Annotated in this window: 21 protein-coding genes and 1 pseudogene; 10 read left to right on the forward strand and 12 right to left on the reverse strand. The window is 50.6% G+C overall.

Annotated features, from left to right (window positions below; all coding sequences use genetic code 11):
• Nucleotides 1-63 precede the first annotated feature (63 nt).
• From ABC502_RS16345 to rraB, 4 genes are read left to right on the forward strand one after another with little or no spacing between them, the layout of a single operon-like run.
• A complete protein-coding gene (locus tag ABC502_RS16345; protein WP_345916657.1) occupies nucleotides 64-1,482 on the forward strand; it encodes a tetratricopeptide repeat protein in 1,419 nt (472 codons plus the stop codon).
• A complete protein-coding gene (gene parC / locus ABC502_RS16350; protein ID WP_345916658.1) occupies nucleotides 1,479-3,761 on the forward strand; it encodes a DNA topoisomerase IV subunit A in 2,283 nt (760 codons plus the stop codon). The genes ABC502_RS16345 and parC overlap by 4 nt, the downstream gene beginning before the upstream one ends.
• Nucleotides 3,762-3,810: 49 nt before the next feature.
• Nucleotides 3,811-4,551, forward strand: coding sequence for a 1-acylglycerol-3-phosphate O-acyltransferase (locus ABC502_RS16355; RefSeq protein WP_330087537.1), 741 nt, complete (start codon nucleotides 3,811-3,813; stop codon nucleotides 4,549-4,551).
• 4 nt (nucleotides 4,552-4,555) lie between these two features.
• Entirely contained in the window at nucleotides 4,556-4,927 is a 372-nt protein-coding gene (gene rraB, locus ABC502_RS16360; protein WP_330087538.1) for a ribonuclease E inhibitor RraB, read from the forward strand.
• A 94-nt stretch (nucleotides 4,928-5,021) separates the two neighbouring features.
• Here rraB and ABC502_RS16365 read toward each other — a convergent pair whose 3' ends face one another.
• The 3 genes from ABC502_RS16365 to ABC502_RS16375 form a co-directional block, all read right to left on the reverse strand.
• On the reverse strand, nucleotides 5,022-7,535 hold the full coding sequence (locus tag ABC502_RS16365) for an exo 1,3/1,4-beta-D-glucan glucohydrolase (RefSeq protein WP_345916659.1): 2,514 nt from the start codon (nucleotides 7,533-7,535) through the stop codon (nucleotides 5,022-5,024).
• A gap of 57 nt (nucleotides 7,536-7,592) precedes the next feature.
• Nucleotides 7,593-8,852: a sugar MFS transporter gene (locus tag ABC502_RS16370; RefSeq protein ID WP_345916660.1), complete on the reverse strand. Its 1,260-nt coding sequence runs from the start codon at nucleotides 8,850-8,852 to the stop codon at nucleotides 7,593-7,595.
• A gap of 298 nt (nucleotides 8,853-9,150) precedes the next feature.
• Nucleotides 9,151-10,173, reverse strand: a complete 1,023-nt coding sequence (locus tag ABC502_RS16375; RefSeq protein ID WP_345916661.1) for a helix-turn-helix domain-containing protein — start codon at nucleotides 10,171-10,173, stop codon at nucleotides 9,151-9,153.
• Nucleotides 10,174-10,275: 102 nt separating this feature from the next.
• Here ABC502_RS16375 and ABC502_RS16380 point away from each other — a divergent pair, with 102 nt between their 5' ends.
• The 5 genes from ABC502_RS16380 to ABC502_RS16400 all read left to right on the forward strand — a co-directional run bounded on the left by ABC502_RS16380 (nucleotide 10,276) and on the right by ABC502_RS16400 (nucleotide 12,355).
• The gene (locus tag ABC502_RS16380) at nucleotides 10,276-10,449 is read left to right on the forward strand and encodes a hypothetical protein (RefSeq protein WP_345916662.1); all 174 of its coding nucleotides are present in this window, start codon (nucleotides 10,276-10,278) and stop codon (nucleotides 10,447-10,449) included.
• A gap of 137 nt (nucleotides 10,450-10,586) precedes the next feature.
• Nucleotides 10,587-10,856 (forward strand): BrnT family toxin, encoded by a 270-nt coding sequence (locus tag ABC502_RS16385; RefSeq protein WP_345916750.1) that lies wholly within the window; start codon nucleotides 10,587-10,589, stop codon nucleotides 10,854-10,856.
• Nucleotides 10,840-11,121, forward strand: coding sequence for a BrnA antitoxin family protein (locus ABC502_RS16390; RefSeq protein WP_345916663.1), 282 nt, complete (start codon nucleotides 10,840-10,842; stop codon nucleotides 11,119-11,121). Before ABC502_RS16385 ends, ABC502_RS16390 begins: the two co-directional genes overlap by 17 nt.
• A gap of 107 nt (nucleotides 11,122-11,228) precedes the next feature.
• Complete coding sequence (locus tag ABC502_RS16395; RefSeq protein ID WP_345916664.1) at nucleotides 11,229-11,504, forward strand: DUF1778 domain-containing protein; 276 nt, start codon at nucleotides 11,229-11,231, stop codon at nucleotides 11,502-11,504.
• A 293-nt stretch (nucleotides 11,505-11,797) separates the two neighbouring features.
• Nucleotides 11,798-12,355, forward strand: coding sequence for a sce7726 family protein (locus ABC502_RS16400; protein WP_345916665.1), 558 nt, complete (start codon nucleotides 11,798-11,800; stop codon nucleotides 12,353-12,355).
• Here ABC502_RS16400 and ABC502_RS16405 read toward each other — a convergent pair.
• Genes ABC502_RS16405 through ABC502_RS16415 form a run of 3 tightly spaced genes read right to left on the reverse strand, consistent with a single transcriptional unit; the run spans nucleotide 12,335 to nucleotide 14,968 of the window.
• On the reverse strand, nucleotides 12,335-13,414 hold the full coding sequence (locus ABC502_RS16405) for a hypothetical protein (RefSeq protein WP_345916666.1): 1,080 nt from the start codon (nucleotides 13,412-13,414) through the stop codon (nucleotides 12,335-12,337). The two genes, ABC502_RS16400 and ABC502_RS16405, sit on opposite strands and share 21 nt — an antisense overlap.
• Entirely contained in the window at nucleotides 13,404-14,285 is an 882-nt protein-coding gene (locus ABC502_RS16410; RefSeq protein WP_345916667.1) for an ImmA/IrrE family metallo-endopeptidase, read from the reverse strand. The genes ABC502_RS16405 and ABC502_RS16410 overlap by 11 nt, the downstream gene beginning before the upstream one ends.
• Nucleotides 14,282-14,968, reverse strand: a complete 687-nt coding sequence (locus ABC502_RS16415) for an N-acetyltransferase (RefSeq protein WP_345916668.1) — start codon at nucleotides 14,966-14,968, stop codon at nucleotides 14,282-14,284. The genes ABC502_RS16410 and ABC502_RS16415 overlap by 4 nt, the downstream gene beginning before the upstream one ends.
• A 280-nt stretch (nucleotides 14,969-15,248) precedes the next feature.
• On the opposite strand from ABC502_RS16415, the pseudogene ABC502_RS16420 reads away from it, so the two are divergent.
• A pseudogene (locus ABC502_RS16420) lies at nucleotides 15,249-16,307 on the forward strand (IS4 family transposase); the annotation flags it as partial.
• A 146-nt stretch (nucleotides 16,308-16,453) separates the two neighbouring features.
• Here ABC502_RS16420 and ABC502_RS16425 read toward each other — a convergent pair.
• The 6 genes from ABC502_RS16425 to ABC502_RS16450 all read right to left on the reverse strand — a co-directional run bounded on the left by ABC502_RS16425 (nucleotide 16,454) and on the right by ABC502_RS16450 (nucleotide 24,860).
• On the reverse strand, nucleotides 16,454-18,184 hold the full coding sequence (locus ABC502_RS16425) for a TIGR03545 family protein (RefSeq protein ID WP_345916669.1): 1,731 nt from the start codon (nucleotides 18,182-18,184) through the stop codon (nucleotides 16,454-16,456).
• A gap of 12 nt (nucleotides 18,185-18,196) precedes the next feature.
• Entirely contained in the window at nucleotides 18,197-18,688 is a 492-nt protein-coding gene (locus ABC502_RS16430; RefSeq protein ID WP_345916670.1) for a TIGR03546 family protein, read from the reverse strand.
• Nucleotides 18,689-18,829: 141 nt separating this feature from the next.
• Complete coding sequence (locus ABC502_RS16435; protein ID WP_345916751.1) at nucleotides 18,830-20,224, reverse strand: Na+/H+ antiporter NhaC family protein; 1,395 nt, start codon at nucleotides 20,222-20,224, stop codon at nucleotides 18,830-18,832.
• A gap of 403 nt (nucleotides 20,225-20,627) precedes the next feature.
• Nucleotides 20,628-22,610 carry a PhoX family phosphatase gene (locus tag ABC502_RS16440; RefSeq protein ID WP_345916671.1) on the reverse strand — a complete coding sequence of 661 codons (1,983 nt, stop codon included), beginning with the start codon at nucleotides 22,608-22,610 and terminating at the stop codon, nucleotides 20,628-20,630.
• Between the two features lie 163 nt (nucleotides 22,611-22,773).
• Nucleotides 22,774-23,811, reverse strand: coding sequence for a hypothetical protein (locus ABC502_RS16445; RefSeq protein ID WP_345916672.1), 1,038 nt, complete (start codon nucleotides 23,809-23,811; stop codon nucleotides 22,774-22,776).
• Complete coding sequence (locus tag ABC502_RS16450) at nucleotides 23,808-24,860, reverse strand: hypothetical protein (protein WP_345916673.1); 1,053 nt, start codon at nucleotides 24,858-24,860, stop codon at nucleotides 23,808-23,810. Before ABC502_RS16450 ends, ABC502_RS16445 begins: the two co-directional genes overlap by 4 nt.
• Nucleotides 24,861-25,018: the final 158 nt, after the last annotated feature.

The raw sequence follows: 25,018 nt of genomic DNA on the forward strand, positions 1-25,018 counted from the left end.
TCTTTGCTTGATGCAATGATAGAGGTATACTGCCAAAAATGTTAATTATCAGCCAGGGTTGCGATGAAAGACATAAGGCAGCTGTTTCTGTTGATCAGTATGGGTTTGTGGAGTCTGTCGCTTCAGGCTAGCCAGGCTGTGCCTTTGGGAGCTCCGGCCTGGTTGCAGCAGGTTATTGAGCAAAAACGAATTCAGCCCGAAACCATGCTTGTGTTGCTGCAGCAGCATGAAGATCAGATCCCGACGTTACCGTTGCAAATCCAGCGCAGTGCTTATCTTCAGTTTGCCAGCATTTATGGCATGCTTGGGGAGCATCAGCAGCAGCTGAACTATGCTCGTAAGGGGCTGGCACTGGATGATCGCATTGATGCCGTGCGCATACAGTTGATGTTTAATCTTGGTTTTGCCACCGAAATACAAGACAATTACCTGCAGGCTCAGCAATATTACCAACAGGGAACACAACTGGCTGAACAGCTGGGACTTGTATCCCTGCGTTTCAAAGGCCTTATGAATCAGGCTGCCATTTTACGCGCCCAGGATCATTATCAGGAAGCTTTATCCTTGTTGCAACAGGTCTACCAGCAAAGCTCTGAGTTGGATGATCCAGAAATTGAGGCTGAAATTCATGCTGAATTAGGGCTGCTGTACGCCACTGTTTTTGAAGATGAAGCGGTGGCCTTTTTGGAGCAAGCTTATGGCATGTTTAAAGCTATGGGCTGGCGTACCAGTAAGATTGCTGTGCTCTACAATCTAGCCCAAACATACAGCGCTTTAGAGCAGTACGAACAAGCTTTTAGCACCTACCAGCGGATACTGACCGTTAGCCAGCAATACGACGATCAGCTCAATCTGTATTATGCGTATCTTGGTTTGGCTATAACCAGCTATGAAACCGGTCGTTTTAATTCCGCATTAACCTACATCCAAAAAGCTGAAGAATTTATGCAGCAGCTGCAATCGCCGATGCGGCACGTTATGCATTTTTATGAAAAAGCCACTATTTACAGTGGTCTAGAGCAGTATTCGCAAGCGTTGCAGCAACTGCTGTTGTCAGAGCAGTTATTGCAGGAGTTGGATCATGTAGAAAGTGCTGTCATGTTACTGAATATTCAATTTATGCAGGCGGAAGTTCGGGCCAGCCTGGGGCAATACGAGCAGGCCTATGCGTTGTTACAGGATTTCTTGTCTTTATTTCGTGAACGTTTCACGCAGGAAAGCCAGGCTGCACTCAATAGTTTGCGGCTGAACTTTGAGTATGAACGCGAACAGTCTGAGCGTGCCTTGCTGTTAAAAGATAATGAGCTGCAGGCACTTCGGTTGCAGGAAGCAGAACGTAAACGCCTTATTCAATGGTTATGGACAGCCGTTTTTGCCATCACCAGTTTGGTCCTGATGATCCTTTTGCTATGGCAGCGCAAGTTGCGTCATAGCGCCGAAACTTTGCAGTCACACCATCAAGAGGAAACGAAGTCGCTATGACCGACACCATCATTTCTGCAGATGGCGTAGAGCAGCTGTCGCTGCGACGCTTTACGGAAGATGCTTATCTCAATTATTCCATGTACGTCATTATGGATCGTGCATTGCCACACATTGGTGATGGTTTAAAACCAGTACAGCGTCGTATCGTCTATGCCATGTCAGAGCTTGGCTTGAGCCATATTGCCAAGTACAAAAAGTCCGCCCGAACGGTGGGGGATGTGCTGGGTAAATTCCATCCACACGGTGATTCGGCTTGCTACGAAGCCATGGTGTTGATGGCGCAGCCGTTTTCGTACCGCTATCCGTTGGTGGATGGTCAGGGCAACTGGGGAGCACCGGATGATCCTAAGTCTTTTGCGGCCATGCGTTATACCGAGTCGCGTTTGTCACGCTTTAGCGAGGTGCTGTTATCGGAGCTTGGGGCTGGCACAGTCGACTGGACACCCAACTTTGATGGCACTCTGGACGAGCCGAAGGTGTTGCCGGCCCGCCTACCGCACATCTTATTGAATGGCATTACCGGCATTGCGGTGGGGATGGCCACCGATATTCCGCCGCACAATGCGCGGGAAGTTGCTCATGCCTGTGCTTTGTTACTGGATAAACCGGATAGCTCCATTGCCGATCTCATGCAGCATATACAAGGACCGGACTATCCAACCGATGCCGAAATCATCAGCAGCAAAGACGATATTGTTGCGATGTACCAAAGTGGCCGTGGTAGCATCCGCATGCGCGCCCGTTATGTACTGGAGGATGGCGATGTGGTGATTACCGCACTGCCGCATCAGACGTCTGGCGCCAAAATACTGGAGCAAATTGCTGCCCAGATGCAGGCAAAAAAACTGCCAATGGTGACCGATCTACGTGATGAATCTGATCACGAAAACCCGACCCGCATTGTGGTGATACCACGCTCTAACCGAGTGGATATAGAGCAACTGATGCAGCACCTGTTTGCCACCACCGATCTGGAGAAAAGCTACCGGGTCAATCTGAATATGCTGGGGCTGGATAACCGTCCAGGCGTGCGGGATTTAAAAGCTATCTTAAGTGACTGGCTGCTGTTTCGCCGTGATGTAGTGCGTCGTCGTTTGCAGTACCGGCTGGATAAAGTGCTGGATCGGCTGCATGTGCTGGAAGGTTTGTTGATTGCCTTTTTGAACATCGATGAAGTGATAGCCATTATCCGTGAGCACGATAAACCTAAACCAGTGCTGATGGAACGCTTTGGCTTGTCGGATCGTCAGGCAGAGGCCGTGCTCGAGTTAAAGTTACGGCATTTAGCCCGGCTGGAAGAAATGAAAATCCGCGGCGAGCAGGATGAGCTGGCTAAAGAGCGCGACAAACTGCAAGGCATTTTGGGTTCGAATGCTAAATTAACGAAACTGATCCGGACGGAAATCTTAGAAGCTGCCGAAAAGTATGGTGATGACAGGCGCAGCCCTATTGTAGCCAGAGCAGAAGCAAAGGCACTGTCAGAAAAAGAACTGTTACCCAGTGAGCCGGTCACGGTTGTATTGTCGGAGAAAGGCTGGGTACGCTGTGCCAAAGGCCATGATGTGGATGGTACTACGCTTAGTTATAAGGCCGGTGATGCCTTTAAATCGGCCGCTAGCGGCAAGAGCAACCAGCATGCCGCCTTTTTAGACAGCTCTGGCCGTAGCTTCTCGGTAGAAGCGCATGAGCTGCCATCAGCCCGCGGCCAGGGAGAGCCCTTATCTGGTCGCTTCAACCTGGTAGCCGGCGAGGCCTTCGAGCATGTATTTATGGCCAAAGATGAGCAGTTGCTGTTGTTTGCCTCCGATGCCGGCTATGGTTTTGTCGGCCGCTTTGATGACATGCTTACCCGTAACAAATCTGGCAAGGCACTGCTAAGCCTGCCGACCGGTAGCCGGGTGTTGCCGCCGGTGCCGATTCGACAGCCGGAATCGGACCTGGTGGTCTGTGTGTCCACTGAAGGGCGTATGTTGGTATTCCCGGTGCAGGATTTACCGCAGCTCAGTAAAGGCAAAGGCAACAAAATGCTCTCAATTCCGACCGCTAAAGTAGCCAGCCGGGAAGAGTACGTGCGCTTGATGACGGTGATCCCGGTCGATGGTGGTGTGGTGCTAACCGCCGGTAAGCGCAAACTGAGTTTAAAAGCAGCTGATCTGGAGCACTACCGCGGTGAACGTGGGCGGCGGGGGAATAAGTTGCCTCGTGGTTTGCAGCGTATCGAGCAGATGGAGCAACTGCAGGGCGCAGCGGCCGGCAGTGATCAAACCAGCCTGTGACAGGCAAGCGGCTATACTGTGCCTCTTATGATGAACTAGGGATTTGCTTGTGATAGCTGTTGTGCGTTTACTGCTGGTATTGGTGTTTATTGTTGTGAGCACAGTGGTTGGTTTGGTGGTCTGTATTTTCAGACCTTTTCATGCCAATAATGTAGTGTTATTTGGTCGTTGGTACGCCTGGTGTGGTCGCATTTTCGGTGTTGAAGTAGAGGTCAGGCGTCATCCGGCAGTGCCTGAAGCGCATCCATGTGTGTACACTGCTAACCACCAAAACAATTACGATCTGTTTCTGATGCCTAAGGCATTACTGCATCGTACGGTCACTATTGGGAAAAAAAGCCTGCGACTGATCCCCTTTTTTGGTCAGCTGTACTGGTTAAGCGGTAATATTTTGCTGGATAGAGACAACCGTAGCCGGGCGGTTGGGACCATGCAGGGGGCCGTTGATCGTATTCGCAATGAGCAGCTGTCGGTCTGGATGTTTCCGGAAGGCACCCGCAGTTATGGTCGTGGCCTGTTGCCTTTTAAAACGGGTGCTTTTCATATTGCTCAGCAAGCTGGAGTGCCGGTAGTTCCAATCTGCATGAGCTCTACCGCGCATATTAAGTTAAATCGTTGGCGTAATGGTAAAGTGATTATCGCCATGCTGGAACCTGTTGCTGTGACAGAAAGCACAAACATTCGTACGCTGACTAAGCAAGTACATCAAATTATGGCTGACAAGCTGGCCGAGCTTGATAGCGAGCTGAGCAGCGACTACACTGCCCAAAGTCTCACTGCGCGGAATTAACTTTATGGAAAACTGGCAAGAATTTACCGAAGAAACCATTGCTGCATTGCTGGAAGATGGCAGCGATCCGGATGCACTTTACACCATTGAACACCATTTTTATCACGCCGACTTTAAGAAATTGGAACAATTGGCGGTAGAGGTGTTTAAATTAGGGTTTGAAGTGACCGATGCTGAAGAAATTGAACTGGATGATGGTAGCCTCGCCTGGGTGTTTGATGCGATTCGTGAGCAATCACTGGACGCCGATGCTATTACTGCCGATGCGCTTCGGCTGGAGAAAGTAGCCGCAGAGCATGGTATTGAATACGATGGCTGGGGTACCTACTTTGAAGATGAAGATGGCTACGAGCTGGAGGAAGACGACGATTTTTAATCGTTTGCTCATTGCCTGCATTGGCGGTGGGAAAGTATAAGTTTACAAGCAGTGCTCATGCAGAAAAATCAATGTCTGCATGAGCAACGGCACTTCACGGGCAACTCATGTAATCCGCTGTTAGTTGCTGAGCGACAATCCGCACATCAGCCAGACTGAGCGTTAAGGCACCCTTGGTTTCCAGATACATCGCAGAAAATACTTGCTGCAAGGTGAGGCCCTGCTGTTGCAGGCATTGCAGTGGTATTGCCAGTTGAGTCCATTCGCCTTCTGCAACCGCATTCAGCGCTTTGGCAATATTGACGGCGCCCTGGCAGTCGGTGTTGCAGTGCATGCCTAGCCAGACCTCATCCGGCACTGCTCCCTGACGTTTTAATTCAACCACCAGTTGGCTATTGGTCTCGCCATAGCCGCGTAAATCACGTGGGAAGGCACTGATAAAGCTAAAACGCGCCATCTGGCCACCGGCAAACACAAAGCGGCGGGCATCTTCTTGCACCTGTCGGTCAAAGGTGCGGCTGGATAGGCCTGGGAGTTCCTGTACACTGCTGGTCACCGCAGCACTCTGCTCACCGCTGTGAATAAAGAGTTGCCATGGGCTGCGCGGGGCCCGCTCAAACACCACCAGATCGCTTAGAGCTTCATCCTGCACAATGTCAACCGGCAGATTATCGCTGAGTACGTCGGCATCGCCGTAGCGCAGGCCGAAGCCATATGGTAGTAGCGGCTGGTAATCAGCATCAAAGCGATTGACGACGGCTTGCTGCGGCGTGGCTGGCCAGGAGAAGGTCAAACGACCATGAAAGTCGTGCTGCACAGCGCCATGAGCATCCTGCAGAATCACGTCTGCTACCCCTTCGCCTTCGCTGCCAGGCAGCCAGATGGCGACAAAGGCATCGGACGCATTCAGCTCCGGGTTAACCCACATGGGTCTACCACTGATAAAGAGCGACACCACCGGAATGCCTTCTGCCTGTAGCTGCTGCAACAGGGCCAAATCGGTTTTATTGCCACGCTGATACTCCAGGTTATCGATATCACCATTGCCTTCGGCGTAAGGCTCTTCCCCAAAGACTACAATGGCAACATCGGGTCGTTGTTGATAACTGCCATCAAGGCTTAGCTCGACGGAGCCACCGGCTGCTGCCACCTGACGGGCAATACCGCCATAAATGGAGGTGCCGCCCGGGAAATCTGCATTGGTATTGCCGGTGCCTTGCCAACTGATGCTCCAGCCACCGGATTGCTGGCCAATATTATCGGCGCCAGGGCCGGTTACCAGCAGATGCTGGCGTGGATCTAATGGCAACAGCTGATGGTGGTTTTTCAACAGCACCAGCGACTGGCGTACGGCCTCACGTGCTACTTCCCGGTGCTCTGCTGCGCCGATCAGTTCCAGCCGTCCAGCCAGAGGCCGTTGGGCCGGGCTTGGCTTGTCAAACAGTCCTGCGCGCTTTTTCACCCGCAAAATTCGCCGCACTGCATCGTCAATCCTGCTCATTGGGATCACGCCGTTTTCCACTTGCTCGATCAGGTTGTAGTACAGCGGTTTCCAGGCATCGGTTGGTACCATGTAGATGTCAAGGCCTGCTAATGCGGCTTGCGGACAGTCTGCGTTGCTACAGCCCGGAATTTGGCCATGGCCGTTCCAGTCACCCACTACCAGACCATCAAAGCCCATGCGATCTTTTAACACCTGCGTTAGCAGGTAATGATCGCCGTGAATTTTTTTACCATTCCAGCTGTTAAAGGTCGCCATCACAGTCTGGGCACCGGCCGATAAACCGCCGACATAGCCTTGCGCATGGATCTCGAACAGCTCCCGCTCAGATATTTCGGCATCACCCTGGTCAATGCCGTTGGTGGTACCACCGTCACCAACAAAGTGTTTGACGGTGCTGATCACCCGCCGATCGCCAAGAAAGTCCGCATCAGCCGCGCCTTGCAAACCTGTAACAATGGCCGCTGAATAGCTGCGGACAATCTCCGGATCTTCCGAGTAGCTTTCATAGGTGCGGCCCCAGCGTGGATCCCGTGCTACTGCGACCGTTGGTGCAAACACCCAGTCGATGCCGGTGGCCATGACTTCGCGGGCCGTGACTTCGGCAATACGTTCAATCAAGGCTGGGTTGTTGGCCGCACCAAGGCCGATGTTGTGCGGGAAAATAGTGGCGCCAATCACATTGTTGTGGCCATGCACGGCGTCGGTGCCCCACATAGTGGGGATGCGAATGCCATTGATGGAGTCGTCTATGGAAGCCTGGTACATGGCTTCAGCCAGGGCTATCCAGTCTTCCGGGGTCGCGTATTTATTGTCGTTGGGAAAGGCGCCACCACCATTTAAAAAGGAGCCAAAGCCATAATGGCGCATGTCTTCAACGGTGATATCGCGTATTTCCGGTTGGATCATTTGGGCAATTTTTTGCGGCAGGGTCATTTGTGCCAACAGCGCATCAATGGCTTGCTCCATGGCGGGATCCTGGGTGACTGGACTTTTTATGACCGGCCAGATGGACACATCGCCTGTTGGCACAGCACTAACATCGCTACTGGATTGTTGCTGGCTGCAGCCCGTCAGGGCCAGCAGGCTGGCCGTTGCAAGTGCCATTGGTAACCTCCGCTTCAGACCCGGCAGGGCAGTGAATTGAAAAATCATGCTAGCTCCTTAGGATTGTTCGGCAGTCGATTGGGGGATACAGCCTTTTAAGCCGTAATAGGCGATGTAGATATAACAAAGCAGTGGCAGCAGGAAAGCCTGCTGCACACCAAAGGTGTCGGCCAGCACACCTTGCAACAACGGCAGTACGGCACCACCCACAATGGCCAGACACAGAATACCTGACCCCTGGCTGGTGTGCTGTTTCAGGCCATGGATAGCCAGGCTAAAAATGGTCGGGAACATAATGGAGTTGCACAGACCCACCAGCAGTAAAGACCACATGGCCAACTTACCTTCGCTTAAAATGGTGATCGCCAGCAGCAGCACGGCGCAAACAGCATTAAAAGCCAGCGCCTTGCCAGCATTAATTTTCTGCATGGCGGCAGCACCAATAAAGCGGCCCAGCATGGCACCGCCAAAATACCAGGCAATGTAGTGAGCGGCTTGCGCTTCGGTCATGCCGCCAATCTGTGGCATGGTGAGATAGCTGACTAAAAAGCTGCCGATGCCGACTTCAGCGCCGACATAGACAAAGATGCCGATGGCTCCGAGCACCAAATGGCGATACTGCCAGGCAGAGCCCTGCAGGTGCACCGGATTGCTGCGATCTTTCTGGCCAAGCTTTGGGAGCTTGATCCAGGCAAAAATAATGGCCAACACAATCAGGGTAGCTGCCAGCAGCAGATAAGGCAGCTTGACCGAGGTTTCCGAGACCTGTGCATCGGCCGAGACATCCATGCCAGAGAAAATCAACCAGGCACCAAAGAAAGGGGCAACAGTAGTGCCTAATGAATTAAAAGCCTGGGTCATAGTCAGTCGTGACGAAGCCGTTTCAGGCCTCCCCAATACACTAACATAGGGGTTGGCGGCTACCTGCAGGATGGTAATGCCGGATGCCAGCACAAAGAGGGCAAATAGAAACAGCCCATACACCTGAATGGACGCGGCCGGATAGAATAACAAACAGCCTGCGCCTGCAACCAACAGGCCAGTAACAATACCCGACTGATAGCCAATACGCCCCACCAGCATGCCTGCTGGCACCGATACCACAAAATAGGCCCCAAAAAAGCAAAATTGTACCAACATGGCCTGGGTGTAGCTGAGATCAAACAACAGCTGCAAGTATGGGATTAAAATATCATTGAGGCAGGTAATAAAGCCCCAGATAAAGAATAAAGATGTGAGTGATGTCAGTGCAAAACGCAGATTTCCTGGTTGTTTTGACTGCTCAGCTTCGGTCATTATCACCGGTGCTGTCGCCATAAGTTCCCCCTGTCTGGATCATAATAGTTCCCGCTGGCAATGGCATGCTGTGGGAATGCTTTACGGCCTTATTGTTCTATGCAGCTTGCAGCTGAAAGCATTTGACGCTGTTCGAATGACCGATTAGTTTGAATGTAAGCGCTTTCATTTATAGCATAACTCTGGCTGATGGCAATGTTTTTTGTCGGTTTTTTAGCTGCCACTTAGCAGTCCCATGCTTTGCTATGAAGCGGGATTCTTGTGCAAGCCTGACAAGCTAGGTTGGTTTTTCGCAGATACTGAACATGTGAGAGGAGCTCTAGCTGGCATCCTGTGGACAACAGTTCCAGTTCGGTTCAAGCAGAAACTTTTGCCGGTACTGGCTTGGCGTCAGCTCCGTGTACTGCAAAAATAACTTTCGGAACGAGCTCACGTCTTCGTAGCCAACTTGCAGTACTACCTGCTCAATTGGCATCCGGCTGGTTTCCAGCAGGCGCTTTGCCTGCTCTATGCGCAAACGTTGCAAGTAGTTTAACGGGGTGTCTTGCAGTTCTGCTTTAAAGCGGCGCAGCAAGGTACGCTTGGTCAGATGCAGCTGATCGGCCAGTTGCTGTAATGAGAAAGGTTCGGCCAAATTGGCCAGCAAATAGCGCCGGGCTTGTTTCATCAGTGGATCCAACGCCGGATTGGCGGGTAGTAGGTCGGCATCCATGTAAGGCAGTTGCGAGCTGCGGTTGGGATCGGTCAGCATCAGTTTCGCCATTTGGCGGGCAAATTGCTCCCCGGCCAGTTTTTCAGTCAGAGCCAGGCATAAATTGTGGTGTGAGGTGGTGGCACCAGCGGTCAGCAGTTGCTGATCCAGCACCAGCACTTTATTCAGTTGCAGATGGACCTGTGGGAACATGCTTTGAAACACATCTTTAAAAAACCAGCTGCTGGTGGCTTGTCGGTGATTGAGCAAACCGCTGCCGGCCAGTGCATAAGTGCCGGTGCAACTGGCGGCAAGGATAGCTCCCTGTTCCAGCAAGGTCGGCAGCTTCGGATAGTAACAGCTGGACTGCTCAACCAGTTGCTGCAGGCCTTTGGCATCGTACGCATAGCCCGGTGTAAAAACAGCGGCATCGGCCTGGCTCCAGTCATGGGGCTGCACGGCTAGTTGCAGGCCATGGCGCAGTTGCAGCGGCTTGGCGTCGGGGCTGACCACATAGGCATGAAACAGCTGTTGCTGGCTTTCGGGCTGCAAAAAGCGCCAGAGTGCATTGCTAAACTCAAAATAATCCAGCAAGGTCAGCACATCGCTGGCGATGCTGTTGGGGTGGGCGAGAATCGCGATGGTTTTCATTGGTTGTCACTATCGACCTCATTTTTATCAATAGTGACACTGCTTTTTCAATTGTGCAAGTTTTACACTGAGCTCCGTATTCATTGTGACTGTGGAGCAACCATGAACAACCAACATCGTGCCCTGATAAGTTTGCTGTTACTTGGTGTCAGCTGGTCGGCCATTTTCTGGATCAACTTTACCGCCAGTTTGCCCATTGCAACCCAGCTGATCGCCTTGCCGGTGCTGTTAGTAACCACCGCCTTGCCGGCTGCCCGTGCATTTTCCTATGACTAGCTTGCCCACGCTCTGAAAGGCTGATATTACGCTTACTTGCGAAGACTGGGTTGAATGAATCAGGCATATGGAGTAGCTTGCAGAGAGGTGTTTTTGTTACTACAATAACCGTATAAAAGATCGGCAGGATGCGACGATTGCGTATTAGTTACGACCCGGCTAAAAACCAGCGCAACATTCAAGAGCGCGATTTGTCCTTTGATGACGTGGCATACTTTGATTTCGAGACAGCCTTAATTGCCCAGGATGACCGCAAAGAGTACGGCGAAGTACGTTACTCCGCTTTAGGGTTACTAGATGGGCGTGTACATGCGCTGGTGTTTACCATAACAACGGACGGTATTCGTGTGATCAGCTTTCGCAAGGCGAATAAACGAGAGGTACAAGCCTATGGCAACCGCAAATAAACCATTAACCACGCCAGACGGCGAGTTGCGGGAAGATTTATCCGATGAAGAGCTGGCCAGATTCCGGCCTGCTGAAGAAGTGTTGCCAGCCAGTTTCATGGACAAGATGAAGCGGGGAGGGCGGCCAGTATCCGACAACCCCAAGATATCGACCACAGTACGGTTCGACGCTGAAGTCATCAACGCTTTTAAAGCCACCGGCAAAGGCTGGCAAACCCGGATGAATAACGCACTGAAAGAGTGGCTGGCTACTCATTCACAGTAATGGCGTGCGCTACTGCCTGGATAGGTCGAATAGTAGCTATTAAATTGCGGCAATATGCCGTTTAATCCTATACTGGTTTAGGCTTTTTTTGTACAGGAGCGAAAGCCATGGCAGCAGGGCCCCTGGAGCGGATAGAAATGTGGGTGGATGCAGAAACCAAGCAACTGGCGGAGCGCACTGCGGCTGCGTCAGGCTGCGCGTCCCTAGCCGAGTTTATGGTTCGGCTTATTCGTGTTAATGCTCCGCAAATTTTGCAGGTGCAGGCAGCTATTGAGTTAACGCCAGCCCAGTTTGATCAGTTCATACAGGTTTGTGAAGCGCCATCCGCGCCATATAGTCGTTTAAAAGCTGCAGCAAAGCGACTAGAGCAAGAGGGATTTTAATTGCCCTTAGCATGGTGTTGACGGATGCGGTTTTGCATCACTTAAAAGGGTTTAATTTTATTTTCATCTGCCCCCGATTTCTAGCTGTAAATTCGATGCTTTATCCCTTTACGCCTTAAGCCGACGAAGACTTGGCCTATCGCTGAGCTTGGTATTCAGATCATAGCTTTCAATTGGATGAATACCTTAAATTTGCTAAAATTACCACTCATATGCTAGCCCGCTCATAATGTACATATTCTAGTTGTAACTTTTTAGATTGTATGTTTATTGAGTAATTAAATGGAAAAACTATGCGTCTAAATGACTTAGAGATAAGGAAGGCTCTTATTAACAAACTCGAGACTCAAACAGTAAAACCTCGAGCAATTGTCGAAGAGCTGAGAGTCTATAATGGGAACGCCATAGCCGATGTAGTGGCTCTGTACAGTGAAGCTCATTGTTACGAAATCAAAGGAGAAGATGACAAAGTTGAGCGCGTACTTGTTCAAAGTAAGTATTACAACTCTTCATTCCGAAAAATAACGCTTGTAACAACTGTGAACCATATAGAAAAGGCTACATCTATTTGCCCTGATTACTGGGGAATTGTAGTTGCATTTTCTGAGAATGAGGCGGTAAAGTTTAGACATATACGTGGTGCAAAAACAAACCCTGATTTTTCTAAAGAATTAGCACTTTTGACCCTTTGGAAGAGTGAAATGCTATCAATTCTTGAGGAGCCTAAACATCAGCGTAAGCCAAGAGATGTTCTGGCTCAGTTGATCTCAAGTAATAAAAAGAAAGCAGAGTTGAGTAGTAATATATGCGATCTTCTTATTACTAGGAGGCTAGATACTGCCATTTGTTGATATCTTTTGAACCATGTATGTCATATGGGAGTTTATAGAGGGTTTTATTACAGTGTTGACGTAACACTTGTCTCCTTGCCTTTTACTTTTTTCTTCAAAGTATAAATCACCAGGCGAATTACCGTGGCGAAAAAAAGGCTTTCCACATAGTGTAGCCGCCAAATCAAAATACTGTTCTCTTCCCTTGGTTTTTAAAGAGCCTCCTCTGATAAAATAGTGTTGTGCATTGAAAGAGTAAGTTAGTCTGGCGGTAATTCTATTCTGCATTTGCTGCGGTGGGATATCAGCGTCTGAATAATCAGGACTTATTGTTGTGTAATCTCCGAACACTAAAGTATTTCCTTTCAATATTTTTTGCGTTTCCTTATAAATATCTATCTCAATTCTCTGGATGCAATCTTCACTATTTGGCGAAAGTACTTCCGCGACAGAAGCTGGTACAGATGAGCCTGAAATTATGATGTTTCTAACTGGGAATTCTTTGCAGAAGCAATCAGAGAAGTTTGCGATTTCTCCAGCAATTTTTTTTGTATCAGCGTTAGTACAAATGCGGCAATCAAAAATTAAATCTATTCCCTCAAATAACGAAAAAACTTCATGGAGAATGTCTTCGATATCACTTTTGACTACATGAAAGTTCTGAAAATCTTCTTGAGTTACTCTAAAAGCGATAACATCGCTAACTATTAACCCATTTTTCTTCAACTCGACTACCGAAGCTTGATGTTGATGACTCCTGTCGATTCCGACAACAGGTATCATTGGTAAGCTAGCAAACTTCTCTAACACGAATGCATAAATGTGCTTACCATTGATCTCTAAATCATCATTTATATCGTATATATCGAAATAGAAACTGTTTATTTTTTGTAGGTATTTGCCAAATTTTTTAGCCAGTCCACTGATGGTTCTCTCCATTTTTATTTCTGTGTCACCATTTTGCTTTTTAGGGTAATCAAAAAATGGACAAATTTGGGGCGTGAGGTCTGATGCCATTTCTGATAAAGCATGTATTTCATTTGGTTTGCTTTTTAAGAATGGTACATATTTAATTTCCATTAAAAATAATCTCCCTGACATCATATTCATTTACGATAGAGCTATATGATGCATAATTGCCTGATTCTCTTCTAAGCATGCCAGCAACTATACTTCGATGAATGCCGATACTTTCTGAAAACTTAGTTATTGCATCAATACTTTTATTGTATTTAGGCTCACAATTTCTCCATACACTGCGATCAACAAACGTTTGTTTAGCTAACCTATTCGCAGAGATCTCAATCTCACTTTCTGCATCAGTATCCAAATCATCAAGTATTGGATTTTCAAGAATATCTAAATGTAGACTTATATGTGATAGCTCATGTATCAGTGTAAACCAGAAATAGTCTAATCTTGAATAACGAAGGCTAATCCCAATCACAGGGTGTCCTGAGGATAACTTGAGAGCGGCACCATCGACTTTCATTCCAGGAAGAGATCTACAATAAATCATTGCAATGCCTTTCTTTGCAAGAATATTTGGCAATTCAACTATGATGTTTGTATCTGGGCTAAGTTGAGCCAGCACCTTGAGTTCATCTTTGGATAAGCCCTTGAAATCTGAAATTGATCCAGTTGCAATTTTAGCTTTGGCATAAGATTTTACCTTAGATAACCAAATTGAAGAAAGTGAGAGATTTGCTGAATCAGACCTCCTAAAGAGCGTGCCGGTTTGGTCTGCATGAATATCTCTAAACAGATCAGTTAGAGACGCGATATCGTTCTCAGATGATATCCACCCCCGCGCAACGAGTTCTTTCTTAGGAAGATGGCTAAAATGATTTTTCAATGACTTATAGCTTTCATAGAGTGCAACACCTGATGAATGCTCACTTGATTTGAAAAGTTCAAAGTCATCCCAATCATTTGGTATATTTTGACTCATGTTCCCCCCATTAGCTTATTTGCTTCAGATTGAGGTAACTCGAAATATAAAAGAGCCCCTTTATCCATCGGAGCTATATTTATCATCTTAAGCTTTTCATAATACTCTTTTGCTTGGGGAAGAGAGTGGAGGCTGAATCCAGGAATCAGACCAAGATTTTCAACAGAGTACTTTAAAGCAGCTTTTAACAGAATTGATCCAACACCTTTATATTCCCTTTGACGGACTAAGCAATCTCGATTCCAAGGCGCTACCGCCAAAAATTCAACATAGAAAATATTTGCTTGATTAAGAGCGCTACACTTCGGGTGGTAGATTAGGCATGCACCTTGAGGTTGATTGTCAGAAAAGAGAAAGAACCACTCATATTCATTACTGGTAAAATGGGAACTCTTTTTAAACCAATTCCAGTGATAATCTTCGGTTTGAATGCTCTCGAGAACCTTTGCCAGCATAGCATCATCGAAATTTTGAGCTTCGATGTATTGAAACAACTCGATATTAGAGCGGGCCCAAGTTTCATCGCATTTTACAGCAGCTATTATGTCCCAACCATGCTTAATTGAGTAATTGGCTAGAGTACCAGAGCTATGTGTTAACTCACCGGTTTCAATAATATTGTCAGATATATCAATATTTAATTGTCCAGTAGCTATCAGCCTTTTCAGTTCATCCAAAGTCACTGAGATGATCGCCTCCCTCTCAAAAAAGTCCTTTAACAAACGGAGAATATAATTATAACAGTATATGAATTTTCCTAAGATGACAACGAACAAGAGCAACTTTTAACTGATATTAATTGCAAGATAACGAAGTACCTATTTTATATTTAGTCTGAGCGTGAGCTGCCTAAGGTATCCCCACACATGGGCTAGTTAAAACAAAAAGTTAGGCGCGAAGGAAGCATTCATGGCCGCTCCCGATCTGATCGTTCGCCAAAACTAAATCAAGCCACTAACAGCCATGAATGTGAAAACTATGCTCGCTCATTTTCTCTCTTTTGTCACCCCTGAACGGATGCATAAGACCAAATTTTCATCACTACTTTCAGCAACACAAAGCTTGCTGCAGCATCAGCGCTGTACGGTCACCGCTATTGGGCGGGGCATTGACAGCGATAGCTGCGAAAAACACAGCATCAAACGGGCAGACCGGCTGCTAAGCAACAACAAGCTCCTGGCTGAAATGCCTTGCATCTACGCATTGATGACCAGAGCCATTCTGGCAAACAGCAAGCACCCTATCATCCTGGTGGATTGGAGCAATGCCGATACTAAGAAGCAGAACCACATTTTACGAGCCAGCCTCACCTTGGAAGGTCGCTCACTGACCTTGTTGCAAATGGTCGCATCCACCGATGATTACAACAGTCCACGGGTACACAGCCAGTTTCTGAAGCGCCTGAAACTTATGCTTCCTAGCGACTGCAAGCCAGTGATTGTCACCGATGCAGGCTTTAAAGTCCCGTGGCTCAAAGAAGTACGCAAGCACGGTTGGCACTTCATCGGCCGGGTTCGCGGCAATCAGCATGTGAAATTGCCAACGCACGATGAATTTATCAGTGTGCAGGAGCTGTACAAAAAAGCCCGCTGCAATCCGAATAACCTGGGGCGCATTGAGCTCACCAAAGCCAACTGCTATCAAGCTCAGGCGGTGCTGGTCGGCACCGGCTGGAAACTCAGGAAACGGGATAAAAAGCGCAAATACAAAGAGCCTTGGCTGCTGGTATCATCCCTGCCAAAGTGCCTAAACTATGCCGATAAAATCGCAACTTGCTATGGCAAACGCATGCAAATCGAAGTCAGCTTCCGGGACCAAAAAAGCGGTACTTATGGGCTGGGCAGCAATGCGCATGGCATCACGGAGCCAACACGTTTGGCGCTCCTGATTTTACTGGCCGCTCTGACGAACTGGCTGCATTAAATGCTGGGAGTTGCTACAGAGATGGCGGGCCTACACCGGCAGTTTCAAGCCAACACGGTGCGAGACAGGCGGGTGCTATCCTGCAATTATTTGGGAATGCGGTAATGTGGGACTTAATTCAATTAAATTTCTGCTAATCGCTCATAGCAGACCGAGCGTGCAAAACCCTGCCTGCTTAAACTAACCTTTATTAAAAGCAAAACCCCAATGACTACACCTTGTCAGTCATCGGGGCCTGTCGTTGATTAACCGCCAATCCGGCCGCGGATGCGGTCCAGCGCCCGGTCACGTAAGTCGCCGAGCTGGGCTTGCAGCAAGGTTTCAATCTGCTGGCTCATTTGCTCGGTGCTGGCTTGTTCGCGGTCCAAAAGGCTGAGCAGGGCTTGCTGATCGCCGGCGGTATCTGGCAGTTTGGCATTGAATTTACTGCGTAAGTCCTGCTCGAAGCCGGCAAAGCGGGCCTGGGCTTCGCCCATCACTGCATCGGCCACAATACGATCCAGCGGCGAGCTGACCCGGACATTAGGCCGGGTCACGGTGCCGTCGGCGCGTAGCTGAAACGGGATCTCCGATTGCTGGTTCATCAGCTGGGTAAGCTGCTGCACATAACGGTTATCGCCACTGTTAAAGCGAGGGCCTTGCAAAGCCACTGTAGCTTGCTGGCTGAGTGCAGTACCGCTTAGGTTTAATCCGCCGCCAGAATTTAGCAAGGCGTGCTCCAGGCCAAACCGGGTAGCGCCTTCGCCAAATACCCGCTCGGCCAGTTGCAGGCCCTGCAGCTGCCAGTTTACCTCCGATTGCAGCTGGTCGAAGATGGCAAAGTTGCCATCCAGCCGGAATTGCTGCAGCATCGGCAGTTGCTGTACATCCAGCACAAAGCGGGTGGCGGCATCGATAATCTGGTGCTGCGCAGTGATGTCCTGCACCCGCAGCTCGGCACTGCCGCCGCCAATCAGCATGCTGATGCTGGCATTTTTAATCCAGAAGTTTGGATAGGGCTGCTGTTTCAGCGGCAGTATCCGACCCGGTAACTCCATCGGCTCGGGCTGCTCTTCCAGCCGTGATCCTTCCGGCAGGTAGGGGGCGACCAACTGATAAACGGTATACAGCTGCTGCAAACGCTCTGTCCACAAATCGCCTAATAGCAACTGGCTGATACCCGCCAGGCCGCCATCGGCCAGATTGGCGTACGACTGCACTTGCTGCCAGTCGGCCTGAGTCGCTTGCTGAAAATCACGCACCGCGCTTTGCAGTTGCTCGCGGCTTTGTAGCAGAGCGGTTTTCACCTGCTCAACTTTGGCTTTGTCTTGCTCCAGCTCGTCTTTTAACCGCCGCAGTTGTTCGGTTTTGGCAGCCAAATCGGCCGCATCGCGGATATCGCCATCGATCAGGGCTTTAATTTGCTGCTCCAGCTCGCGCAGTCGATCGCTATCTGGCAGTTGTTCGCGCAATTGCCGCACTTGTTGCTGCTCGCTTTGTGCCAGCTGTTTGAGTGCTTCGCCTTTGGCGACGGAGGTTAAATTGGCCCGGGCCAGCAGTTCATCGGCATCTGGCAGCTCAATGGCAAACAGGCTGGCAAAATCGAAGCCAGAGTCTTTGCTTTCGGCCAGCTCACCACGAAACACCTTACCGGGGCGACGGCGCTCGCTGCCATAGGCCAGTTGCTCGACCGACAAATCGCTGATCACATAATAGCCAAGCAGGGCAGGCCAAAGTTCCAACTCGGCGTTGGCACGGCCAAAGCTGACCAGGTTTTGTTCGGGGGCTTTGGCATCCGTGACCTGGAGGTCGTCGATGGTTAAGGATAGTGGAAAGAGCCCGAGCGAGACTTTGCGGATATTTACTTCTGCTCCAGCCGCTTTTTCCAGGCTGTACACCATACCAAAACGAATGGCGGTGCCAGCAAACACATAAATCAATAAAAACAGAGCACCAAGAATGCTTAAAAAAATCAACCAACCTGATTTACGGATCATCGCAGCGCTCCTTTAATTCATCTTTTGATACAGCTGTGCCAGCTTACTGGCTTTTAGCAACTGCACCACCTTCCATTTGCTGAGGTGTGGCATTAGTACATGGCGGTACTTCAGCACCAGCCGGGTGCTGCCCCAGGCGATTGGCCAAAGCAGAATCAGGCTGAGCAAAAAGCCACCCAGCGTCAGGCTGTGGTGTAAATGCAGCAGTTGCAGGGTTTCGCTGCTGCTCAGTAACGACAGCAACCACTCTTGTTGGCCAAAGCTCCAGCCCAGTTGCTCCAGCCGACCAGCCAGCAGCCACAATAAGGCTTTGCTAAAGCCCCACACCAATAGAAAGGTGGAGAGGTTGACAGTAAATAAGCAGGCAATCAGCAGGATCAACAGGGTAAGCAAACCGAACGGCAACAGGCCGGCACAAAGGCCCAGCGCCACCGCCCAGCCAATTTGCCAGGGTGAGGCCTCCGAGTTCAGTACTTTGAGGATGCGCGCTAGTATGGTAAGCATAGATTCTTCCTTAAACGATGCGGTGTTGTAAGCTTATCACAAATACCGTAGCTTGCAGCCCAAGCGCTATGACAATTCTATGATAGTACAGTGATTTTATGAAGTGGCAGCCAGCAGCTCGTGCTGCTGGCTGCGGAGAGCTTAGAACATTCCCAACGCAATAAAGCCGAAGAACGCCAGAATGGCTGCCATTAAGGCATAAGGGAACTGAGTCAGGGCGTGGCTCATCAGATCACAACCGGAGCCCTGTGCGGCCAGTACCGTGGAGTCGCTGTAGAAACAGGCCTGGCTACCGAACGAACTGGCAGAGAGCAGCGCACCAATCACCAATGGAATATTGGCATCCACTGCCAGCGCAATGGGCATCACGATAGGAATGGAAACGGCAAAAATACCCCAGGACGAGCCAGTGGCGAATGCCAGCAGCGCCATGGCGACAAACACCAGTGCCGGCAGCATTTCGGCCGACATATAAGGCGCCAGGTTTTCAATCACGTACAGCGGCAAGCCCAGTTGATCGCAGACATCTTTAAAGGTAAAGGCGGCTATCACGGTGCAAATGGCCGGCAGCATGGTCTTAAAGCCGTGGATCATCTGATCCATCATTTCGTTAAAAGGCATCAGGCGCTGCGCCATATAAAGTGGCAGGGTCAGCACAAAAGTCAGGATCAGCGCCGGCCAGATCTCGGCTTCAAACCAGATACTAAAGCCAACCAGCATTGCCATCGGCAGCACAAAGTTGATCAGCTTGCCGTGCTTGCGATCGGCATGTTCAAACTCTTCTTCCATCGCCTGCATGGCAAAATCATCGCCGGTATGAGTATCCTGCTGTGGTGCATCCTGCTGAATGGCACCACCGCGGGCAGCCAGTTCGGCTTTTTTCATTGGGCCAAGCAAAGGCACCACACCTAAGATCACCAGTGGCACCATGATCATCGCCAGCCAGGCATACAGCATGTAAGGAATGGCCGAGATGTAGGTCATAATACCGTTCGGATCGCTGTCAGGAGCCACGCCATTGGCTACCAGCAAGCCACCAAAGAACACCGCCCAGGTCGAAATCGGCACGATGACGCACATCGGCGCAGCGGTGGAGTCCACCACATAGGCCAGCATTTCGCGTGAGACTTTGAATTTATCGGTGATGCGCTTCATGGTTTCACCTACGGTCAGTGCATTGAGGTAATCGTCGATAAAGATCAGCATGCCAAGGAAGTAGGTCATCAGTAGCGAAGGCTTGCGGCCCTTGGCATACTGCTGGGCAACCCGGCCAAAGGCAAAGGCGCCACCGGTATGCACCAACAAAGCGATTAGTGCACCAAAGCCGCCGACCACCAGGATCAGCCAGCCAATGGTTTCATCCTGCATCACCCGTTCGGTGGTTTCGGCAAAATTGAACAGACTTTCACTGGGGGAAATAAGCAGTAAACCAGCCACCGCGCCCATAATCAGCGCAAAAATAGGCCGTTTTAGCCAAATCGCAACAATCAATACCACCAGCGGTGGCAGTAAACTAATGGCGCTGGGTTCAACCACAGCTGCTTCTATGGCAGCGGCCAGGGGATCAACAACCTCTTCTAACGCTTCTGCAGTGGTTTCTATGGACATAGGACGTCTCTCAATTTGATTCCGGCGGCCGGAAAAAGATCGAAAAAACCGTGAACTGGGGATGCAGGATCCAGAGCACGGAATGAAACCTTGCTCTTTCCAGTCGCGGGCTTTGAGAAACAACTCAATTCTCATGAAATAACCGGACTATCCTGCCAAGATCCGGTGTGAACTGCAACGAGTTGCCGGAAAAAGATGCAGCGCAAGTACAAGCTGGCACAGGCCATTTTTTGCGCGGCAATCATAGCAAAAAAAAGCCGGCTGACAAGTGAAAATTTCTTGCCAGATCCGGCCAGGTGGAAGGGCGTTAAACAGCTGTTCTGACAGCGCTTTAAGTGCCGATAATGCCACCATCCTCTTTGGTAATGATCACCGTGGCGGATCGGGGGCGGTTGGTGCGCCGATCCGGCCAGGTGCTGCTAAAGCTGTAAGGGCCAGAGCCTTCGCCCGGGTGCTGGATATTGACAAACATGGTCTTGCAGTCCGGCGTCATCACCACACCAGTCACTTCGCAATCGACCGGGCCAACCAAAAAGCGCTTGATGGTGTGGGTATTCACGTCAGCCACCAGCATGGCGTTGTTGCCAAAGGGGCCACTGCGCATCTGCGCGCCGGCCATATCGGTTTGGATCCAGAGCAAGCCGTTTGGATCAAACCAGAGACCATCGGGGGAAGCATGATGGTTTTGCTCGGTCAGCATCAACTGGTGCTGAGGAGTATAGGTAAAGACATCGCCCGACAGCAGGAAAATATCCCAGTCAAAGCGCTGGCCTGCACCTTCACGCCAACGGATGATATGGCCGCTGTGGTTGTTGGCACGCGGGTTGGCCGCGTCCGGGCTATGACGGCGGCTGTTGTTGGTCAGGGTAAAGTAGACTTCATTGGTGACCGGATGCACGGCGCCCCATTCAGGCCGGTCCATCTTGGTAGCACCCATAATATCGGCCGCCAGCCGGGTATTCAGTAACACATCAGCTTGGCTATCAAAAGCATGGCCGGCGGCCCTGGCTTTGGCCTGAAAATCGGCATCGTTCAAGTCGAGCGGCAACCAGTCACCACTACCATCTTCGTTGTAGCGGGCAACATAGAGGGTGCCTTCATCCAGCAAGTGTGGTCCCGCAGTGGCCGGATGGTACGGCTTGGCCGAAACGAACTTGTAAATGTACTCAAAGCGGGCATCGTCGCCCGAATAAGCCACCAGCGGTTTGCCGCTTTCTGGTTTGGCGAAAATCAATCCTTCATGGGCGAAGCGGCCCATGGCGGTGTGTTTCACCGGCGTGCTGTCTGGCTTGAACGGGTCGATTTCGACAATCCAGCCAAAATTATTCGGCTCGTTGCGGTAATCGTCGCTGGCTTTGTCGGCAAAAGGGGTGGCGTTAAAGCGGCTGATGGCATCGTCGCTGCGCCCGGCGGTTTCCCAATGCAAAATGCTGTGTTCATCGGCAATGCTGTAGCGGCGATGCTCGCGCGGCATCGGTTGCTGATGATTGACAAACAGCAGCGCCCAGTTTTCTTCGCAGGTTAGGTAGGTGCCCCAAGGGGTGACACCATGAGCACAGTTATTCAGGGTGCCTCGGGTGCGTGTGCCATCCGGGCTGTATTTGGTGACTACTTTGGCATGGCCACGCACCGGGCCGGTTAATTCCATCGGCGTATGGCCGGTAATGCGCCGGTTCAGCGGGCTATCCTGCAGTAATTGCCAGTTGCCATCGGCCTGTTTTTTGATGTGAGCTACGGAGACACCGTGCGCAGCCAGCTCTTTGTGCACTTCTTCGTGATCGCGCGGGATCCCCTTGCCACCAAAGGTATGCAAAATATTGGGATCGACGTACTCGTGGTTCATCACCAGCAAACCTTCGTCCGAGCTTTGGCCGCCTTGCTTCAAGTCAATGGGAAAAAAGTGCATGCCATCGTGGTGCATGCCCATTTGTTTGGCCTGATCAGCTGCGCTGTGGCTGGCATCGGCGCGGTAGGCTGGCGCATCGGCGGTGAGCGGTGTGCCCCAGGGCAAAAATACCTGCGTGCGGTAACCTGCTGGCACGGTGACAGTATCAAAGCGATTGATCGGGATGGCATCAAATCCAAGCAAGCCGGCTGGTTGCTGCAACAGGGCTGGGGCTGCACTTTGGTTGCTGCAGCCGAGCAAGCCTTGACCCAAAAAGCCGGATACGGCCAGCGCCACACTGCCTTGTAAAAAGCGACGTCGGTTCAGGCGCTTATCCAGCACTTCGGAAAAATCAGGGTTGGCTGAAAAGTTTGCCACTGGCTCTTCGCCGGATAAGTCAAATGGTTGGTGCTTGGATGGCTTGGTCATAACTCACTACCTGTCTTTATTAACTGCAGGGCATCGCAGTCTGCGGCTGCGCTCAAAGCCTCGAATAATAAGGGCAGTGTATGACATTGTGATGACAATTGCAGCTTACCGCTCCGGTAAATGCATGGACACTCAGCAACTATAAGGTAGTGACGCTTGCTTGCTACTGTGCCAGTTGTTGCAACAGCCGTAGTCGTTGCTGTTCCTGTTCATCCGGTTGGTAGGGCGCGTTGCTTAGTTGGTGCAGCGAAAAAGGCTCCAATTGATACTCTGGCTCGGTCGAGTCACCGTAGCGGGTGGGCTCACCTGGCGCTGGCGATAGTCGCTCCAGTTGGAAAGTGGTCAGCCAGAACGATTCGTTGGTATCGGGCAGTACCGAACGGTGAGCTCTTAGCAGCAAGGTATTGCTGCCTGATTGCAGCGCTGCTCTGGCGGTTAACACTGCTATCGGCTGACGCTTGGCATCGAACAGGTTGGCTCTTAGCCGGTAATGTCCGGCCAGCTCTGCATTCAATTGCACGGGGATCACCATATCAGCTCCTTCACCATAGCTGTTTGCAATGCCGGTGATCTGCGCGACCGGTGCGCTGATTTCAAAGCCGGTTCGCAGCAGCAGTGGTTCGCTGCCTGTCTGTAACTGAACCTCTGCCGTGACAGGACCATCCCAGTTTTGTTGGTTTGCTAATTGCAACCGGAAACCATGGTGAGTGGGCTGCATGACTTGCTCGATCAGCAGCTCACCTGTCCACTCATGCCGCAAACGAAGCGTAGCAGTCTGGGCACTGAACCCCTGTAAGTGCAGCTGGATCTCTATGGGCTCCGGGTAGAGAAAGCGGTATTGGCTGGGAAACAGACTGGCACTGGCACCATGTTTTAGCGGCACAGGCTGGGCGATAAACCGATTAGGTGCCAGCAACTGGCTGTCATCGGGGGTGAGCGGACGTGAATAAGCCGGAATACTGATTTCACTGGCATAAGCACTGGCCAACCATTGCATCTGATGTTGGATTGGCTGCTGTCTTGTTTCTGAGCTAGTGACCAAGGAGCCTGCTTGCTGCTCTGTTGCTGGCAGGCTTTGCTCAGTCAGACTAGTGGCTGTAGTCGCCGATACTTGTGGCGCAATAGCTGCGGTTGGCCATAGCCACCATGCTAATAACAGGCAGCTGAGGGTTCCAACTGCCAGTAACAGAGCTTTGTTCAATCCAGTAATTCCTGATATACCAGCTCGGACATACTGAACTGATCCGAGCCACGCACCACCCGATAAGTTGAGCGGAAAATCCACCAGCCTGCGCTGATATCGTCACTGCCAAAGCCGTAATCGGTTTGATCGGTCAAATTAACCGAAGCTCTGGCCAGTGTCACCTGGCCCCGCTGCCGGTCGGTCAGGATACCATTGTGGCTGTAGTTATCACTCATTAGCATCGGGTAGTGGTAGGGCATAAAGCTGGTTACCGCTTTACTCTGCGCAGAAAGTTTGCCATCAAAACCTACCTGGCCGCTGCAGCTGTTAAAAGCGGCCACGCTGGAAGCGCCACAACTGGAATGGCTGGCAACAACGCCATCATCGGTCCCGGGCAGGAACAAACCCGTGGTACCAAAGTAATCATTGCTTGCCGCGACCATGCGGATCCTGGGAATACGGGCATCGGGAAAGGCTGCCAACTGCCGGGCCGTATTCACCCGTAAATCATTCAACACGCCCAGATTGGCTGGAGAAGGGGTTTCGCCCAGCCAAAGCGACACAGCAAAGCGTAAGGCGGCATCGATCCAACTGCTGCCTGTAGCCACGTTTATAGCCAGATCACCTAACTCGGAACCACCACCTGCACCAGCAAAGTCCAGGGTCGCCACTATATTTAAAGGTTCCAGGCCGGCGTTTTCAAGCCATAACGCCTGGTTATCCAGTAGATAGCGCATAACCAGATCACCGGTGGAGTGTGTGATAAAAATGCAGCCGTTTTGACAGGTGCCTTGCCGTGACAACTGTTGCAAGACAGGCCAGGCATAATCGCTGACAATACGGCCAGTGATGCGCTCATGCGATGGCCAATCAATACGGGCACTGGCTTTGGGTAGCCAGTAATCTTGCCAGTAATGGCTGCCATCCTGCTCCACTTCAAAGCGATTGGGACGAGTGGCAAGCTGAGCCGGCTGAAAGCCATGCACTAATACAATGGGGTAATCTGAGGCATGGCTGTTTGAAAAAAGACTGCCAGTTGTCAGCAGCAGTGCGAGCATCTTTTTCATGTCGTCCCCTTTAGCTGAAATACGGAGCCAAGCGTCCATGCCAGCTGGTTTGATGTCATACCAGTTGAGCAAGCAAGAATAACACAAGCAATGGTTAAAATACCAGCAGAAACCTAGGGTAAAAAAACGGCAGCCATGGCTGCCGTTGTCTTTCAGTG

The organism is Alkalimonas sp. NCh-2 (assembly GCF_039631345.1).
In the GTDB taxonomy this organism is placed as follows: domain Bacteria; phylum Pseudomonadota; class Gammaproteobacteria; order Enterobacterales; family Alteromonadaceae; genus Alkalimonas; species Alkalimonas mucilaginosa.